This window comes from Halorientalis litorea, from assembly GCF_023028225.1.
Lineage (GTDB): Archaea > Halobacteriota > Halobacteria > Halobacteriales > Haloarculaceae > Halorientalis > Halorientalis litorea.
Genome location: NZ_CP095482.1, coordinates 1 through 16,934, shown reverse-complemented (window position 1 = coordinate 16,934; position 16,934 = coordinate 1). Strand labels below are relative to the sequence as shown.

At 67.0% G+C, this 16,934-nt stretch carries 21 protein-coding genes; 9 read left to right on the top strand and 12 right to left on the bottom strand.

All coding sequences use genetic code 11. The annotated features are described in order from the left end of the window. The first annotated feature begins 4 nt into the window (after positions 1–4). The gene (locus tag MUG95_RS00105) at positions 5–235 is read left to right on the top strand and encodes a DUF8106 domain-containing protein (RefSeq protein WP_247009038.1); all 231 of its coding nucleotides are present in this window, start codon (positions 5–7) and stop codon (positions 233–235) included. Between the two features lie 50 nt (positions 236–285). On the opposite strand, the gene MUG95_RS00100 is transcribed toward MUG95_RS00105, so the two are convergent. Continuing rightward, positions 286–882, bottom strand: coding sequence for a DJ-1/PfpI family protein (locus MUG95_RS00100; protein ID WP_247009037.1), 597 nt, complete (start codon positions 880–882; stop codon positions 286–288). Positions 883–1,016: 134 nt separating this feature from the next. On the opposite strand from MUG95_RS00100, the gene MUG95_RS00095 reads away from it, so the two are divergent. Both MUG95_RS00095 and MUG95_RS00090 read left to right on the top strand, forming a co-directional pair. Then, positions 1,017–1,775, top strand: coding sequence for an enoyl-CoA hydratase/isomerase family protein (locus MUG95_RS00095; protein WP_247009036.1), 759 nt, complete (start codon positions 1,017–1,019; stop codon positions 1,773–1,775). Positions 1,776–1,835: 60 nt separating this feature from the next. Next, positions 1,836–2,495, top strand: a complete 660-nt coding sequence (locus MUG95_RS00090; RefSeq protein WP_247009035.1) for an enoyl-CoA hydratase/isomerase family protein — start codon at positions 1,836–1,838, stop codon at positions 2,493–2,495. 14 nt (positions 2,496–2,509) lie between these two features. Here the strand turns inward: MUG95_RS00090 and MUG95_RS00085 are convergent, their stop codons facing one another. The 5 genes from MUG95_RS00085 to MUG95_RS00065 all read right to left on the bottom strand — a co-directional run bounded on the left by MUG95_RS00085 (position 2,510) and on the right by MUG95_RS00065 (position 5,885). Next, a complete protein-coding gene (locus MUG95_RS00085) occupies positions 2,510–3,694 on the bottom strand; it encodes a CaiB/BaiF CoA transferase family protein (RefSeq protein ID WP_247009034.1) in 1,185 nt (394 codons plus the stop codon). A 69-nt stretch (positions 3,695–3,763) separates the two neighbouring features. Further along, positions 3,764–4,546 (bottom strand): HAD-IIA family hydrolase, encoded by a 783-nt coding sequence (locus MUG95_RS00080; RefSeq protein WP_247009033.1) that lies wholly within the window; start codon positions 4,544–4,546, stop codon positions 3,764–3,766. Between the two features lie 81 nt (positions 4,547–4,627). Then, on the bottom strand, positions 4,628–4,813 hold the full coding sequence (locus MUG95_RS00075) for a hypothetical protein (protein ID WP_247009032.1): 186 nt from the start codon (positions 4,811–4,813) through the stop codon (positions 4,628–4,630). Next, on the bottom strand, positions 4,806–5,144 hold the full coding sequence (locus MUG95_RS00070) for a HalOD1 output domain-containing protein (protein ID WP_247009031.1): 339 nt from the start codon (positions 5,142–5,144) through the stop codon (positions 4,806–4,808). Before MUG95_RS00070 ends, MUG95_RS00075 begins: the two co-directional genes overlap by 8 nt. Positions 5,145–5,243: 99 nt before the next feature. Then, positions 5,244–5,885 carry a helix-turn-helix domain-containing protein gene (locus tag MUG95_RS00065; RefSeq protein WP_247009030.1) on the bottom strand — a complete coding sequence of 214 codons (642 nt, stop codon included), beginning with the start codon at positions 5,883–5,885 and terminating at the stop codon, positions 5,244–5,246. 184 nt (positions 5,886–6,069) lie between these two features. Between MUG95_RS00065 and MUG95_RS00060 the strand changes: the two genes are divergently transcribed. Then, positions 6,070–6,723 carry a helix-turn-helix domain-containing protein gene (locus MUG95_RS00060; RefSeq protein ID WP_247009029.1) on the top strand — a complete coding sequence of 218 codons (654 nt, stop codon included), beginning with the start codon at positions 6,070–6,072 and terminating at the stop codon, positions 6,721–6,723. A gap of 102 nt (positions 6,724–6,825) precedes the next feature. Continuing rightward, positions 6,826–7,182, top strand: coding sequence for a DUF7344 domain-containing protein (locus tag MUG95_RS00055; RefSeq protein WP_247009028.1), 357 nt, complete (start codon positions 6,826–6,828; stop codon positions 7,180–7,182). A gap of 37 nt (positions 7,183–7,219) precedes the next feature. Here MUG95_RS00055 and MUG95_RS00050 read toward each other — a convergent pair whose 3' ends face one another. Together MUG95_RS00050 and MUG95_RS00045 are read right to left on the bottom strand one after the other, a co-directional pair. Then, complete coding sequence (locus MUG95_RS00050) at positions 7,220–8,632, bottom strand: hypothetical protein (RefSeq protein WP_247009027.1); 1,413 nt, start codon at positions 8,630–8,632, stop codon at positions 7,220–7,222. After that, positions 8,629–9,369 carry an ABC transporter ATP-binding protein gene (locus MUG95_RS00045; RefSeq protein ID WP_247009026.1) on the bottom strand — a complete coding sequence of 247 codons (741 nt, stop codon included), beginning with the start codon at positions 9,367–9,369 and terminating at the stop codon, positions 8,629–8,631. The genes MUG95_RS00050 and MUG95_RS00045 overlap by 4 nt, the downstream gene beginning before the upstream one ends. A 118-nt stretch (positions 9,370–9,487) precedes the next feature. On the opposite strand from MUG95_RS00045, the gene MUG95_RS00040 reads away from it, so the two are divergent. Beyond that, entirely contained in the window at positions 9,488–10,285 is a 798-nt protein-coding gene (locus MUG95_RS00040) for an enoyl-CoA hydratase/isomerase family protein (RefSeq protein ID WP_247009025.1), read from the top strand. A 12-nt stretch (positions 10,286–10,297) separates the two neighbouring features. On the opposite strand, the gene MUG95_RS00035 is transcribed toward MUG95_RS00040, so the two are convergent. Further along, complete coding sequence (locus MUG95_RS00035) at positions 10,298–10,540, bottom strand: CDGSH iron-sulfur domain-containing protein (RefSeq protein WP_247009024.1); 243 nt, start codon at positions 10,538–10,540, stop codon at positions 10,298–10,300. Between the two features lie 124 nt (positions 10,541–10,664). On the opposite strand from MUG95_RS00035, the gene MUG95_RS00030 reads away from it, so the two are divergent. After that, positions 10,665–12,296, top strand: coding sequence for a potassium channel family protein (locus MUG95_RS00030; RefSeq protein ID WP_247009023.1), 1,632 nt, complete (start codon positions 10,665–10,667; stop codon positions 12,294–12,296). Between the two features lie 8 nt (positions 12,297–12,304). Here the strand turns inward: MUG95_RS00030 and MUG95_RS00025 are convergent, their stop codons facing one another. Next, complete coding sequence (locus MUG95_RS00025; protein ID WP_247009022.1) at positions 12,305–13,078, bottom strand: DUF998 domain-containing protein; 774 nt, start codon at positions 13,076–13,078, stop codon at positions 12,305–12,307. Positions 13,079–13,211: 133 nt separating this feature from the next. Here MUG95_RS00025 and MUG95_RS00020 point away from each other — a divergent pair, with 133 nt between their 5' ends. Next, positions 13,212–13,751, top strand: coding sequence for a TlpA family protein disulfide reductase (locus MUG95_RS00020; protein ID WP_247009021.1), 540 nt, complete (start codon positions 13,212–13,214; stop codon positions 13,749–13,751). Continuing rightward, a complete protein-coding gene (locus tag MUG95_RS00015; RefSeq protein ID WP_247009020.1) occupies positions 13,748–14,461 on the top strand; it encodes a cytochrome c biogenesis CcdA family protein in 714 nt (237 codons plus the stop codon). The genes MUG95_RS00020 and MUG95_RS00015 overlap by 4 nt, the downstream gene beginning before the upstream one ends. 24 nt (positions 14,462–14,485) lie before the next feature. Here MUG95_RS00015 and MUG95_RS00010 read toward each other — a convergent pair whose 3' ends face one another. Both MUG95_RS00010 and MUG95_RS00005 read right to left on the bottom strand, forming a co-directional pair. Then, on the bottom strand, positions 14,486–14,638 hold the full coding sequence (locus MUG95_RS00010) for a hypothetical protein (protein WP_247009019.1): 153 nt from the start codon (positions 14,636–14,638) through the stop codon (positions 14,486–14,488). 141 nt (positions 14,639–14,779) lie between these two features. Then, entirely contained in the window at positions 14,780–16,894 is a 2,115-nt protein-coding gene (locus tag MUG95_RS00005) for a CDC48 family AAA ATPase (protein ID WP_247009018.1), read from the bottom strand. Positions 16,895–16,934: the final 40 nt, after the last annotated feature.

Sequence of the window (16,934 nt, the reverse complement as noted above, 5' to 3'; positions counted from 1 at the left end):
GAGAATGGTTCCCTCCAAGAGCCCCACCGAGCAGCGGCCGCCTTACGAGGCGACGCTGTACTGTACTGACTGTGACCACACGAGCCGTATCAACGGCAACTGGATTATCGAAGTTCACGCCGACTACGTGGGCTACGAGTGCCCCGAGTGCGGGACGACCATCGACTCCCGCCGAAATCGGGCAGACCTGATTTCTCAGAGCGGTGGGACGCTCCAGTTCGAGGACGCTGGCTGACTGTACTCTGTCTCTGCCGTCCTCCCGTCGGTCCGTGGAAACGGCCGCCCTCAGTCGTCCGCGACGGCGGCCGTCTCGCCGTGTTCGATGTCGGTACCCAGCATGTCGAGGAACTCGGCGAGCCACTCCTGATGGTCCGGCCACGCCTGTCCGGTGACGAGATTCCGGTCCCGGGTCACCTCGTCCACCCACGAACACCCTGCGGCTTCGACTTCGGCGCGGACGGCCGGGTACGCGGTCATCTCGTAGCCGTCCAACACGCCGGCGGCCGCCAGAATCTGTGGCCCGTGACACAGCGACGCGACGGGCTTGTCCGCCTCGAAGAAGTGGCGAACGGCGTCCAGTACCGCGTCGTACGTCCGGAGGTACTCGGGTGCCCGTCCGCCGGGGACGACGAGGGCGTCGTAGTCGGCCGGGTCGATGTCGGCCATCGTCGCGTTCACCTCGAAGTCGTGCCCGCGCTCCTCCAGATACGTCTGGTCGCCTCGGAAGTCGTGTATCGCCGTCTTGACTGTCTCGCCCGCCTCTTTCTCGGGGCACACCGTGTCCACCTCGTGGCCGACCATCTCCAGTGCCTGATAGGGCACCATCGTCTCGTAGTCCTCCCCGAAATCGCCGACTATCATGAGTATCCGTTTTCCGGTCATAGGTGTCTCCGCGTCCCAGTGGAACGCACGTACGGTAACGATAGCCACGGGAATAAACCTAGCCTGCGAACTCTCGCGGTGTGGCCGCATCGGGCTGGCGAGCGTTTAATAGCCGGCGGCGCGGGGTCTAGCCCATGTCGGACGCGAACCTGACCTACGAGCGAACCGGCCGCGTGGGCGTCCTCACGTACGACCGCCCGCCGGTCAACGCCGTCCGGTACGCCGACCTCGACGCGCTCGCGGACGCACTCGCGGACATTCCGGCCGCCGACGAGTTGGCTGTCGTCTTCCAGACCGGCGGTGACCGGACGTTCTCGGCGGGGCACGACGTGAGCGAGTTCGGGAGCGACGACGCGCGAGACGCGGCCGCGGCGACGAAGACGTACATGCGGGCACTCCGAACCGTCTACGAGTTCCCGCTCCCGCTCGTCGCCGCGGTGGACGGTCCTGCTGTCGGCGCGGGAGCCATCCTCGCGTCCCTGTGCGACGACCGCATCGTCGGCCCGGACGCCGAGTTCGCCATCACCGAAATCAACGTCGGTATCATCGGCGGTCTCGGCCCGCTGAAACGCGTCCTTCCGGACGGCGTGGCCCGCCGGATGGCCTACACGGGAGAGGCACTCTCGGCGGAGCGCGCTTACGAACTCGGCTTGGCGTCGGAACTGACGGACGACCCGCAGGCGGCGGCCCGCGGGGTCGCCGAGACCATCGCCGAGAATAACCCCGACGCGGTGCGGGCGGCGAAGGCGTCCGCCATCGAGGGGCAACCGGACTGGCCGCTCGAAGAGTACCGCCGCGAGCGGGACTACATCGAGGAGATACGCGCGGACGACAACGCCGACGAGGCCGCCGCGGCGTTCCTCGAGGACCGCGACCCGGAGTTCGAGGAGTGACCGACCACGGCCGGCCAGTTTTGGGGTAGACGTAAGCCCCGGGGACCTGAGAGGTGGTATATGGTCTCAGTGGACACACCACTCGTCGAAGTTACCGAGACGGCCGACCGCAGAACCGTCGAACTGGCGCGGCCGGACAAGCTGAACGCGCTGACGCCGGAGCTGGTGGCCGGACTCGCCGAGGCGTTCGCGGCGTTTCGGGACGACCCCGGCCCGGGCATCCTCCTGACCGGACAGGGCCGGGCGACGTGTGCCGGCCTCGACACGGACATCGCCGAGGGCGACTACAAGGGCGACCACCCGGAGATGCACGAGAACATGGAGCAGTTGTACCGCGACATCGAGTCCTGTCCGGCACCCGTCGCCATGGCCGGGTTCGGCGCGCTCGTCGGTGCCGGTGCGGTCATCTCGCTCAACTGCGAGTTCCTCGTCCTCGGCGAGGAGACGACGTGGCAGGTGGCCGAGGTGCAGTACGGCATCGCCTCCACGCGGACCGCCGCCCGACTCCCGGACCTCGTGGGTCGTCGCGTGGCGACGGAACTGCTGTTGACCGGCGAGCCCATCACCCCGGCGCGAGCGAAGGCGGTGGGCCTCGCGACGGATGTGGTTCCCGAAAACGAGGTCGAGGACCGGGCGCGGGAGCTGTTGGCGACCGTCGGCGACCACGACGCCGGGACGGTGGCCGAGGTCATCGACCTGCTCAACGACGGGAAACCGTAGGTTCCGCGGCGACGCTACTCGGGCGTGTTGACGGCTCCGGAGTCGAGGACAGCCTCGATTTCGGTCTCGTCGTAGCCCAGCCCCGCGAGGACTTCGCGGGCGTGTTCGCCGAGTTCCGGCGGTTCGGACACGTCGGCGACCGGGCCATCGCTCGTCCGAAGCGGCAGGCGGGCGGTCACGGAGTCGTCTTCGAGTTCGACGTTGCGGGTTTCGGATATCATGTCACGGTCGTGGACGTGTTCGTCGTCGGCGACCTCGTCGATGGTCCGGACCGGGCCGGTCGGGACGCCCGCCTCGGCGAGTCGTTCGACGATTTCCTCGCGCTCGTACTCGGCGAAGGCGTCGTCGAGTATCTCGTCGAGTTCGTGGCGGTTCTCCCACCGCTTGTCTTGGGTCACGAATCGCTCGTCATCGGCCAAATCCTCCCGGCCCAGTGCCGAACAGACGCGCTCGTACAGCGCGTCCGAGAAGGCACTCACGTAGAACTGCTCGTCGTCGCTCCCCTCGTAGATGTCGTTGGGAGCGAATCCGTGGAGGCCCGCACCGGCACGCGTCGGCGTCTTGCCCGTCGACTCGTAGTATGTAATCCAGTAGCCGGTCCAAGAGAGGGCCACGTCGAACAGCGCGATGTCGATGTGTTCGCCCTCGCCTGTCTGCCCGCGCTGGAAGAGCGCGCTGGCGACCATGAACGCGGCGTTGGCTCCGGTCCCGCAGTCGATGGTGCTGGCACCGATACGGACCGGCGGGCGGTCGGGGTAGCCGATAGTCGACATGAGGCCGCTGACCGCCTGCACCACCGGGTCGTAGGCTGGCCAGTCCCGGTACGGGCCGCCCTGCCCGAACCCGCTGATGGAGCAGTAAATCACGTCCTCGTTGGTCTCGCGCACCGACTCGTAGTCGAGGTCGAACTTCTCCAAGACGCCGGGACGGAACGACTCGACCACCACGTCGGCCCGCTCGGCGAGGTCGGCGGCGATTTCTTGGCCTTCGTCGGTCTTGAAGTCCACCGCGATAGACTCCTTCTCGCCTTGGTTCGCGAAGGCGAACATCGAGCCTTCGAGTTGCTCCCGGAAGGCGTCCCCGTTCGGCGGTTCGACTTTCACGACGTGCGCGCCGAGGGAGGAGAGCATGCTCGTACACACTGGGCCAGCTATCGACTGTGTCAGGTCCAACACTTCGATGTCCGTGAACGGCTGCATACCGGGGACCACGACAGGGCGGTGAATAAACCCCGCGCATGCAGCCAAGAGTTGGTCACCGAAGCCACCTCAATCGAGCAGGTGTGGCACGTCCGCGAGCGACCCGACGACGTGGTCGGGCGACACGTCGCTGTCTGCCACGTCCGCACGCTCGGCCACGCCGGTCAGCACGAGGACGGTGGTCATTCCCGCACGCTCGCCGAGTGCGATGTCGGTGTCGAGTCGGTCCCCGACCAGCACGCAGTCGGAGAGTGGGACCGAGAGTGCCCCACGGGCCGCCGCGACGGCCTCGGATGACGGTTTGCCCATCACACGGTCCGGCGTTCTGTCCGCCACGGCACCGACGGCCCCGATAATCGCCCCCGACCCGGGGACCATCCGCCCGTCGCTGGCCGGGACGGTGCGGTCGGGGTCCGACCCGAGGAACGTGACGGAGTCGTCCAGCGCGCGGAGGGCGTCAGTCAGCACGTCGTAGTCGAACTCGCGCGTCCAGGAGGCAACTACCACGTCGGCTCGTTCCGGGTCGTCGGTCAACCGACAGTCGGCGTCGGTCAGTTGCTCGCGCAGGCCCGGCGCGCCGACGAGAAACACGTCGTCGTCGCCGTGTTCGTCGCGGACGTACTCGGTCGTCACCGTCCCCGCGGAGAGCACCTCGGTTTCCGATGCGTCGATGCCCATCCCGTCGAGTCGGTCGACGTAGGCCGCCCGAGTCTTCGTCGGGTTGTTCGAGAAAAAGAGCAGGTCCAAGCCCGCCGCTCGGAACTGCTCGATAGCATCGACCGCACCCGGGAGCGGGTCGCCGCCGCGGTAGACGGTTCCGTCGAGGTCGAGGACAACACCGCGGTAACTCATCTACACCACACGGAGGGCGGAACGGGCAAAACGGCGTCGGTACGGGTGTCTCAGTCGAGTTGGTTCCGAGGGTGTTCGCCGTCAGTCGGACCCTACGTTCTTCGTGACTTCGGTGATGAGAACATCGAAGTCGGGGTACTCTGCCCCGTTGCGACACTCCCACCCGCCGGCCACGTCGACGCCGTTGGCGTGTGCCTCACGGACGAGCGTCTGCAACGCTTCGTGCAGTTGTCCCTCGGTGGCAGGTGACTGTCCGCCGTCAGTCATCCGTGTTCTCTGTCTGACTCCGACCGGGCGATACGACCGTGAGCGTTTCGTGACTGTCGACGGTCACGTCGTATCCCTCGTGTGTTACGGTAACCTCGACGGCGGCATCCACGCCCGTCGGGGGGACGATTACGCTGTCGAGCGCGTCGGCATCCACCGACGAAGCGAGCGGACGGACTTGCGTCGGGTCCACGTCCATCACCTCGGCGAGGGCTTGGACGACGGCCATGCTCGGTGGGGTCACGTCGTGGTTGTACTCGAACCGATACGTCCCCGACACGGCGTCGTGCCCCACGCACTCCAAGTTGAACCCGCTATTTGTGACCGACATAACTCATAGTTATATAACGTCTGCAGCGGGTTCAAATGATGTACTTATAATACAGTACATTTATACGGGAATTGGTCCGCACGCCCGCCAATGGACGACTCACGACCCGGCGAGCGTCGCGGCAATGAGTCGTCGGTGCCCCCGCCGGAGACGAGACGAGAGGGATTGTTGCGTGATTCCGAGGTCGGCGGCGACCTCTTCCAGTGACGCCTCGCGGGGCGAGTCGAAATACCCCCGTTCGTACGCGGCGAGCAGTGCCTCCCGCTGGGAGTCGGTCAGTTCGTACCCCTCTCCCCGAACCGGGAGCAACGCGTGGACGGCGGTGATGTCGATAGGGATGTCCTTGTCTTGACAGTACGCGCGGAACTCGCTTATTTCCTCCCGGCTCTCCCCCCGGACCTCGAACTGCCACCCGTCGCTCGTCCCGACGCCGGAGAGGAGGACGAGATTCGTCGCGACGAGGGCACTCAAGACGCCGACGTACTCCCGGTCCCACCCGGCGCGCATGAGGTACTCGCCGTCGACGCTGTCGACGAGGCGAATCTCCGTCACACCGGCGTGTGACTCGAAGGCCGCCTCGACGTCCTCGTCTCCCGCACCCCGGACCCAGAAGTACGGGATTATCAGCGTGTCGTGAGGAATGAGACGCTCCAGTTCGACCGTCACCCCGGGCAGGTTCTCGAAGACGGTCCCCAGCGGGAACTCGGCCGCCGGACTCGTGAACTTCATCACGGTCGCCATACCGACCGGTTCGGTACCGAGTCGGATAATCAACGGGGGTGGTCCACCAAGTCCGAAACAGGCCGAACGTACCACGAAGCCACGAAGCAACGAAACGGAGTGAACGCTTGAGTCGTACCGCCGCCTTGGTAGACCAAGCCACCCCGTTTTGTGCGGGGCGAGTGACAACGGTGATACGGACCAGATGAGCGTAATCGTAGAACTCCAAGTTCCGTCTGCCGACTTCGAACTCGGTCGGATTCTCGCCGTCAATGGGCTCTCGACCGTCGAACTGGAGAGTCTCGTTCCGACCGGCGAGTCGACGGTCCCGCTCTTCTGGATACACGACGCGACCCGGGACTCGTTCGTCGATACGGTCAAGCACCACCCTGCAGCCAACGATGCGGTAGCAGTCGACGTGTTCGCCGACCGGACCCTGTTCACCCTCGACTGGGACGCGAACCACGACCACGTCTTCGCGGGCATCAGTCGACACGACGGGTACCTCCTGAGTGCTACCGGCACGGCCGACACGTGGGACTTCGAGTTACGGTTCCCCAGCAACGAGGAACTCAGCGCGTTCACCGCACACTGTGAGGCCGCACAGACCTCCATCGAGGTGTCCCGGGTCTACAACCCGACGGACCCGGACATCGGCCCGTGGTACGGGCTGACAGACCCCCAGCGCGAAGCCATCCAGATGGCCGTCGAGCGGGGGTACTACGACATCCCCCGAGGCTGTACGACTCAAGAACTCGCGGACGAACTCGGCATCTCCGACCAAGCCGTGACCGAACGGCTCCGCCGCGCCATCGTGACGCTCGTCTCGCACACGCTCGCCCTCGCAGAGTCGACGTGAAACACGAGCGGGCTTGGCACACAATGCCAAACTATCATGTATCGCTCCGTTGGCGTAGCATGCATGTGCAGAAGAGCGGACGATACTGGTTGGGGTGTGTAGATGAGTAGGGGACCACCACAGCGTGGGACGGCCTCCTCGCTGGCTGATATCCTCTCGGCCGTCGCCGACGAGCGGCGGCGAGCGGTACTCGACGTACTGGACCGCACCGACGAAGAGGCTATCCCGTTCGATACACTCAGCGACCGCGTCGTCGAACTCGTCAGCGACGGCGACGATGAACCGGGAGCCGACCACCGCCAGCGCGTTCACGCCACGCTCCACCACACACACCTCCCGAAACTCGCGGCGAGTGGGCTCGTGGTCTACGACACCGACGCGATGACGGTGACGAGAGTCGACAGTCCACGGGAGCGACAACTGCGGACGCTGTTGGAGTCGTACGAACGAAGCGAGTGACTGCGGCGGGACGGTCCGCGTCACAGTCGGCGGCGTCTCACTCGGCCCGGAGCCGGCGTTCCCAGCGCGGCCCGGCGCGCGACGCGAGGACCACGCCCACGCCGGCGGCGGCCAGAGAGAGCAGGAGCGTCCCCGCGGTGGTGGCCGTCGGCGCGACGGGGTGGACCAGCGCGGCGACCAACAGGGGCACCGCGAGTACAGCCAGTGCGACGCCGAAGCGGAGGAACTCCGCGGTGTCGAACAGCAGTTCCGTCGCCGACAGCCCGGCGACGTAGGCGGTCACGCCGAAGACGTACACCGCGACCAGCGGGAGCACGAGCAGGCCGACGACCAGCGACGCGACGGGGTACCAGACGGCGGCGACGGCGAGATAGACGACGCCCGCCGGTATCGAGAGCAGGAGGTACGCCCGGCGTTTCCCGGCGAAGACGGCCGACAGGGAGACCGGATAGCGGCCGTACTCGGCCGGGCCGTCGAACTGCGTGACCCACGAGTACGTCGTGAACGCGCCGAGGCCGAGCAGGGTACCGAAGGCGATGCCCGGCGAGGGCGTCAGGCCGGTGGCGGCAGTTATCTCCCCGAGGAGGAGGGCAGTCACGGCGAAGAGGACGCCCATCGAGAACAGCACCTTCCAGACGGACCCGCTGGAGCGAGCCACCTCCAGAAGCGCGCGGGTGGCGATGCCGTCGTCGTCGGCCACCAACCCGCGGAGTCGGCCGAACCGTGCCGAGGAGGTTCGCTGTCCCCGACTCCCCACCGGACTGAACAGCACCGGTCCGAGGACGCCGAAGACGACGACGGGCGCGAACCCGGTGACGGCGGCGGAGGCGGACGGGGTGCGATACAGTGCGTAGGGCGTGTACGTGAGCGGGTCGATGTCGAGGCCCACGACGGCCGCCGCGAGGACGGCGACGGCCCCGACGACGGCGAGTCTGCTCCGGGTGGCGACGGCGGCGAGCGTCAGGCTGAGGGTCACGCCGAGGGCGAACGCGCCGACGAGCGTGAACCACAACAGGAGGACGCGACTCGTGCCGACGCCCGCCGTGACGGCACTCGGTATCGCCGCGAGGCCGATGGGTGCGAGGAAGAAGGCGGCGTAGTAGACGAGGTCTTTGAGGAGGAACACGGCGAGCAGGCGGTTCCACGAGACGGGGAGCGTCCGGGCCGAAAAGACGAGCAAGGTCACGTCACCGAGTACGTCACGGAGGGCGTCGCGGCCGACCAGTCCGATGGTCCCGACCTGTAGCCCGAAGAAGAACACGAGGCCGTGGAGGCCGGCGGTCACGGCGTCGTAGGACGTGCCCGTGACCCCGAGCAGTTGGAAACCACCGAGCGAGATGGCGAAGACGGCGAGGGGGAACGAGACGAACCGCCGCCCGCCGAACAGGTCCTCGTGGAGGCGGTACTCCTCGCGGAGCATCCGCCGGAACAGTTCTGTCGTCAGCGTCATGCCCCGGGGGTCCCCCGCGGCGTCGTCGCCGCCTGTCCCACCTCGTCGCGGAACTCGTCGAGCAGGTGACGCCCCTCCGGGAGTTCGCGCGGGTCGATGTCGGCGACCAGTTCCCCGTCGCTGACGATGGCGACGCCGGTACACAACTCCTCTGCCACCTCGATGAAGTGCGTCGAGAGGAAGACAGTGTTGCCGCGGTCGACGTAGTCCCGGAAGTGGCCCTTGATCTGCTCCTGCATCAGCGGGTCCAGATTCACGAGCGGTTCGTCGATGAAAACGAGGTCGGGTTCGTGGACGAACGCCGCCGCGAGCATCACGCGCTGGCGTTCGCCCTCCGAGAGGTCCGTCGCGAGCGTGTCGAGTTTCTCGCGGAACTCGAAGCGGTCGGCCCACTCGTCGACGCGCCCGTCCACGTCGTCCAGTTCGCGGACGGTACCGACGAACTCCAGATACTCCCGGGGCGTCAGGAAACTCGGCGGGTCCTCGCGTTCAGGGAGGATGCCCACGGCGCGACGCACCGCGAGCGGGTCGGTCACCGGGTCGTGGCCCAGTACCGATGCCGTCCCCTCCGTGGGGTCGAGTTGCCCGGTGAGTATCTCGATGGTCGTGGTCTTGCCGGACCCGTTCGGTCCGAGCAGTGCGAACAACTCGCCCTCGGGGACCGACAGCGAGAGGTCCGAGAGGGCCACTACGTCGCCGAAGCGTCTGGTCAGGCCGACAGTCTCGACGGCGGTCATTGTCGGTTCGTAGAGGGGTGAGGAAAAAAGCGTTCCCCGGGTTTCGCGAGCGGCGTAAATAGGACCACCTCACATGACGCGTGCAACGTTTTTCACACTCCTGTTCGACGCAAAAATGATGACAGACATCGACACGGAGTTCGAGACGCTTCGCATCGAGACACCGGCCGAGTACATCGGGAACCTCGTGCTGGACCGACCGGAGGACATGAACACCGTCAGCGCGCAGATGCTGGAAGAACTCGACGAAGCAGTCGACGTACTCGAAGACCACGAGGAAGTCCGCGCGATTTACATCACCGGCGAGGGCGAGAAGGCGTTCTCGGCCGGCGCGGACGTGTCCTCGAACGGTGCCATGGGCAACCGCGAGGGTGTCGAACACTCGCGGTACGGCCAGCGCGTGTTCGGTCGGTTCCGCGAGACGGACCTGCCCGTCGTAGCGGGCATCAACGGCTACGCCCTCGGCGGTGGGCTGGAGCTGTCGATGTGTGCGGACCTCCGCGTCGCCAGTGAATCCTCGAAACTCGGCCTCCCCGAGCACAACCTCGGTCTCCTGCCGGGATGGGGCGGCACCCAGCGACTCCAGCGACTCATCGGTGAGAGTGCCGCCAAGTACGTCGTGTTCACCGCCGAGCGCATCGACGCCGAGCGGATGCACGAACTCGGCTTCCTCCACGAGGTGTACGAAGACGACGAGTTCGAGGAGAAGGCCCTCGCGTTCGCCGAGAACGTCGCTCGCGGCCCGCCCATCGCCCAGAAGTACACGAAACGCGCGATGCGTGAAGGGTGGGACAGCATGGAGGCCGGCCTCGAACTCGAAGCGAGTGCCTTCGGGCACCTACTCGACACCGACGACCTCTCGGAGGGCATCACCGCCTTCGTCACCGACCAAGAGCCCGAATTCGAGGGCGAGTAACGCCCCGACGCGTCACTCCCCGTCGGCGAAGACGATTTCTTCGATGGCATGACGCGGGTTCTCCGCGTCGTCGTCCTCGTACTTGTAGCGGGTGCCCTCCGCCTCGTCTTCCGTCGCTCGGTGTGACCCGTCACAGAAGGGGTACTCGGCGGAGAGGCCGCACATACAGATGGCGATGTCGCCCTTCTGCTCGTCGATGTCCGACTCGTCTATTTTGCGTGGACCGCGTGCGTCGTGGGTAATCTCTCGTGACACACGTCCACATTGCTCATGATAAACTAAAGCGTGCGGGCGGGGTGGACGAACGGCACCTGTGACCCGAGCGGGGCGACGGCCGTCCCGAAAGGGTAACATCACGGTGTCCGTTGGTCCGACAGCGATGGACACGTGGCAACGCCGGACCGCTTACTACATGCTCGGCCTCGCGGCCGTCATCCTCGCGTACGCACTCGCATACCACTACGCGATGACGACGTGGGAAGGGGCGTCACAATCGTTCCTGCATTCCCTCCAAATCGTCGTCGAGACGTTCACTACGACGGGGTTCGGGTCAGACGCCCCGTGGGAGACGCCGCAGACGAACCTGCTCGTCATCGCGATGGACCTCACCGGTGTCGCGCTCATCTTCCTCGCGCTCCCCGTCCTGCTGTTTCCGATGTTCGAAGAAATCATCACCACGACGCCACCCGAGCGCGTCGAGGATGTCTCTGACCACGTCATCATCTGCGCGTACACGGCGCGCGTGGGGCAACTCATCGACGAACTCACCGCACTCGACGTGCCCTTCGTCGTCGTCGAACCTGACCGGGACAGGGCCGTCGAACTCTTCGAGGACGACGTGCCAGTCATCCACGGTGACCCGGAGTCGGAGGCAGCACTCAGGGGCGCGTGCCTGTCCGATGCGCGGGCACTCGTCGCTGACGTGGACGACTCGGCGAACGCGAGCGTCGTCCTCACCGCGGGGAGCATCGCGCCGGACGTGCCACTCGTCACCTTCGTCGAGGACCCCGACATCGCCTCCTATCACCGCTACGCGGGGGCCGACACGGTGTTCTCGCCCCGGCAACTCATCGGCGAGTCGATAGCGAACAAGGTGACGACGGGCGTCACCGCCGAAGTCGGCGACGCCGTCGAAATCGGGGAGGACTTCGAAATCGTAGAACTCACCGTCCAACCCGGCAGCAAGATTCACGGCCGCCGCGTCGACGAGAGCAACATCCGCGAACGCACCGGCGCGAACGTCATCGGCGCGTGGTTCGAGGGCGAGTTCGTCACGCCACCGAACCCCGACGCCGTACTCGACGAACACAGCGTCCTGCTGGTCGCGGGACAGGAAGCACAACTGGAACGACTCAGGGAGATGACGCTCTCCAAAGACCGGGCACACCGCCGGGACCGGGTCATCGTCGCGGGACACGGTGAGGTCGGCTCCACCGTCGAGAAACGCCTCCGAGAGGACGATATCCCGAGCGTCGTCGTCGACCACACCGAGATGGACGGCGTCGACATCGTCGGTGACATCACCGACACGGAGGTGCTGGAAACGGCCGGTATCGACGCCGCCAGCACGGTCATCCTCGCACTCTCGGACGACACGAACACCGTCTTCGCCACGCTCGCCGTGCGAGACGTGGCCCCCGACGTGGAGATAATCGCCCGTGCCGACGAAACAGAGAGCGTGCGCAAACTCTACCGGGCGGGTGCCGACTACGTGCTGGCACTGGCGACGGTCAGCGGCCGGATGCTCGCCTCGACGATTCTGGACGAGGACATCATCTCGCTCGACCAGCAGGTCGAAATCGTCCGGTTCGACGCCGGACGCCTCGTCGGACGAACGCCTGCCGAGGCGGACATCCGGGCCGAAACCGGCTGTACCGTCATCGCCGTCGAGCGTGACGGTGACGTGTTCACCGACATCGACCCGGATTTCCGGTTCCGCGAGGGCGACGACCTCATCGTCGCCGGCCCCGACGAGAGTACGACCGCGTTCACGACGCGATACAGCGAGTGACGGCGCGCTCAGGCGGGACCGAACCCGCCGTGTCCGAGGTCACGGCGGACGGTGAACGCGGTCCAGACCGCCCACACCGCCAACAGTCCGGCACCGACTATCTCAGGGTACGCCAGCCCCGGCCGCATGACGACATCGGCGAGCGTCGAGAGGGTGACGCCGCCGCTCAGGACGCCGCCGGCCAGTATCCAGCCGAGCCACATCAGCCCGTGCGCGCCGCCGGCCACCGCTGTGAGCGTGCCGCGGGTGCGATGGCCCGCGAGGTAGTTGCCCACCCCGTAGACCATCAGCGCGCCCGAGAGGACGGTGAAGAACCCGGCGGCGACGGGCAGGTGCAGGGCGTAGGGCCACGAGAAGATGCCGACGAGTCCCATCAGTATCAGCGTCAGGCCGAGCAGTCCGATGCCGAGCAGTTCGACGACGTGGTCGGCCGCCCGGAAGAGGGCGAACCCGAACCCGAGGCCGAGTACCGCCCCGAGGATGAGGCCGGTGTTGAACACCAGTCGCGTCGTCTCGGTGGCGGCCGCCGCCGAGACGCCCGCCGGCCGTGGGTCCGCGAGCGCGCTGGGCGTCTCCGCGACGACCACGTCCGCACGCCCGAGGTCAGACAGCGCGTTGATGCCCCAGTCGAACGACGGCGACAGCAGGACGGCCGCGAAAATCGCCCCTATCGTCACGAGCGGGGCGGCGAGCCCCAACCAACAACTCGCGATTTCGAGCCGTCGTTCCAGTGGTGTGTTCTCCCCCTCGCTGTCGAGTAACCGCGTGACAGTCCCCTCCATGTCACGGCGTTTCTGAGTATCGGTTCAAATAGATTGAGCCTCGTATGTGACGGTCCCCGGACGAGTCGAGGGTTGTGTCCGGACCGAACACGAGTGCGAGCGGCTTTTCTACCAGCCTTCCCCACGTTCGGATATGGACCACCGGAGACGGCGAGCGTTTCTGACGGCGTGTGCCGGTGTGACGGTCGGACTCGCCGGGTGTAGCGACGCCCTCGGGGGCGACGGCTCGACGGCCGACGCGCCGACCGAGGACACGACGACCATCGACGACGCCCTCCGACTGCAGACGCTCTCGGTCGGCGGGTCACCCGGCGGCGAGGTACGCGTTCAGCCGCCCGGCGACACCGTCCTCCTCGATTTCTTCGCGACGTGGTGTGCCCCGTGTAAGCCACAGATGGACCACCTGCGCGAAGTCCGCGAGTCGTTCCCCGACGTACACATGCTCTCGGTGACGTGGGAGGAAGACGAGGACGCAGTCGCCGAGTTCTGGCGCGAGTACGAGGGGACGTGGCCGGTGGCGACCGACCCCGATATCGCGACGGGGCCGGCGTACGACGTGGAGCGACTCCCGACGCTCATCGTCTTCGACGCCGAGGGGACCGAGGTGTGGCGCGACGTGGGCTTGTCGTCGACTGAAGACATCACAGCGCAACTGGAGGCCGCCCGGGAGTGACCGACCTGGCGTCGCTCCGCCTCGGGTTCGCGTTCTCGCTCGGGACGGCCACCTTCTTCGCCCCCTGTGCGTTCCCACTCCTCCCCGGCTACGTCGCGTTCTACCTCGGACAGAGCGGCGCGGAGTCGTCGTCGGGAACGACACCGTCCCGCCTCGGCCGCGCCGCCGTCGTCGGCCTCGTGACGAGTCTCGGCTTCTTCCTCGTCTACGGGGCGTTGGCCGGTGTCGCGCTCCTCGTGGGACAGCAGGCACTCCAGAACGTCGCCGTCCTCGAACTCGTTGTCGGCGTCCTTCTCGTGGCACTGGGTGCGGGCTTTGCCGTGGGGCGACTGCAAGCGAACTCCCTCCACCTGCCCCTCCCCGAACGCCGCCGGTCGGCCGTCGGCTATCTCCTGTTCGGTGTGGTCTACGCCGCGGCGGCCGCGGGCTGTACGGCTCCCCTGTTCGTCGCGGTGGCCGGTGTCGCCGTCTCGGGCGGGCCGACGGCCACCCTCGCCACGCTGGGCGCGTACGCAGCGGGCATGAGCGTCCTGATGGTGGGCGTCACGACGCTCTCCGCGCTCGGCCGGGACACCGTATTGCGCCGGCTCGCGGCGAACACGGGACGGATAACACGGGTCGCCGGCGTCGTGATGGTCGTCGCTGGTCTCGTCCAACTCTACTACTACCTGTTCGTGTTCGGCGGACTCGAGACGCTTGGACTGGCGTGAGACGGGCGGGTAGAAACGGCGCGGTCAGTACGGCGTGTCGCTACGCTCGGTGTCGAACAGGCCCTGAATGGGAACGTGGTTGTCGGTGGCGAACATCATCTGCGCGCCATAGGTCGTCTCCTGCGGTGTCGTCGTGGGTCGGGTCTCGGGGTCGGTCTGTGTCGGTTGTGTGCTCATTGGTTGGATAGGTCGCGGGCAGTCGATAGCGGTGCCGGTACGCGTCAGTCGAGAAGGAATTCGGGTACGCGTACAGGGTGCATCATCGGGATACTCGATGATAGACCATTATCTTTAATAAATGTTCCTGTTCGACGGTGGTCACGCGCGCTGGCGGTCGATGTCGGCCATCGCTTGCTCGAAGTGGTCGGCCGTGAGTTCCACCTCGTCGACCCGCTCGCTGGCCACGTCGGGGTCGTATTCGTCCGCGACCTCCCGGATGGCGCGCATCGACGCACCCCGGACCAGTGCCGCGAGGTCCGCGCCGGAGTAGCCCGCCGTCTCGGCGGCGACGTGGTCGAGGTCCACGTCCTCGCCCAGTGGCTTCCCACGGGCGTGGACGGCCAGAATCTCCGTCCGAGCCTCCCTGTCCGGGTTGGGGACTTCGACGTGTTCTTCGAGACGGCCGGGTCGCAGGAGTGCCGGGTCCAGCGCGTCCCGGCGGTTCGTCGCGGCCAGCACGACCATCGTGGGGTTGTCGGCCAACCCGTCGAGTTCGGTGAGCAACTGCGAGACGACGCGCTCGGAGGTTTCGCTCGCCTCGCCGCGCGTCCCGGCGATGGCGTCGATCTCGTCGAAGAAGACGATGGACGGGGCGGCCTGCCGGGCGCGGTCGAACACCTCTCGAACCGCCTTCTCGCTCTCCCCGACGTACTTGTCGAGCAGTTCCGGCCCGGCGACGTGGACGAAGTTCACCTCGCTCTCGCCCGCCAAGGCCCGCGCGAGCAGCGTCTTGCCGGTACCGGGCGGCCCGTACAGCAACACGCCCGAGGGCGGGTCCGTGTTCGTCGCCTCGAACAGGTCGGCATAGGAGAGGGGCCACTGGACCGCCTCGCGGAGGCGACGTTTCACCCCATCCAGACCGCCCACGTCCGCGAAGGACACGTCCGGCGACTCGGCGACGTACTCGCGCATCGCCGACGGGTCGACGGCCGCCAGCGCGCGCTCGAAGTCCTCGCGGGAGACGACCGGGTCGTCGCGGGTCCGCCGGAGTGCCTCCATCGCCGCCTCGGTCACGAGCGACTGCACGTCGGCACCGACGAACCCGTGGGTGCGGGCCGCCAACCGGTCGAGGTCGACGTCTTCGCCCAGCGGCATCCCGCGGGTGTGTACGTCGAGGACTTCGCGCCGGCCGCTCTCGTCGGGAACGCCGATTTCGATTTCGCGGTCGAAGCGACCGCCGCGGCGCAGTGCCGGGTCGATGGCGTCGACGCGGTTTGTCGCCCCGATGACGACGACCTGCCCCCGGTCTTCGAGGCCGTCCAACAGGGTGAGGAGTTGGGCGACGACGCGGTTCTCCATGTCGGCGTCGTCGTCGCGGGTGCCCGCGATGGAGTCGAGTTCGTCCACGAAGAGGATGGCTGGCGCGTTCGCCTCCGCCTCCTCGAAGGCTTCGCGGAGTCGCTCCTCGCTCTCACCTTTGTACTTCGAGACGATTTCCGGCCCGTGAATCGTCTGGAAGTGGGCGTCCACCTCGTTGGCCACGGCCCGCGCGATGAGCGTCTTGCCGGTGCCGGGCGGCCCGTACAGCAGGACGCCCCGCGGCGGGTCGACGTTCAGGCGGCGGAACAGGTCCGGGTCCGACAGCGGAAGTTCGACCATCTCCCGCACCCGGTCGAGTTCGTCGTCGAGGCCGCCGATGTCCTCGTACGTCGACCCGAGGGTCACGGACTCGGCGTCGGTCGGCGCGGCATCGTCGGGTGCCGCTTCGTCCACGTCCGCGTCGTCCTCGACGGGGGGAAGGACGGAGAGGTCGGTGTCGTCGGTGACCCGGACCGGTCCGTCCGGGTCCGTCAGCGACACGACGAACGTGCCGAGTCCGTCGACGTTGACCCGCTCACCCTCTCTGACCGGGCGGTCGAGCAAGTGCCGCGTGAGCGCGTCGTCGGCGTCCCCGGGCACGTCGCCCGTCGGGCGGACCGAGACGAGCGTGGCCGGTTCGATGGACGTGGTCTTGACCCTAACCGTGTCGCCGACGGTCACGCCTGCGTTGGCGCGGGTGTCCGCGTCGATGCGAACCACGTCGCCCCGGCCGTCGTCGACCGGCCAGACTTTCGCTACGGTCTCCTCCTCGCCGGCCACGACGACCACGTCGCCGCTGAGGACACCCAACCGTCGCCGCGCGTCGTCGGGGAGCCGTGCGATGCCGCGCCCGGCGTCGCGTTTGTCCGCGCCCTCGACGGTGAGTTCGATGCCCTCGCTCCCCTGCTGACTCATGTCCGTTCGTAGTCGCCCCACGTGCTTTGAGGTTTCCCCG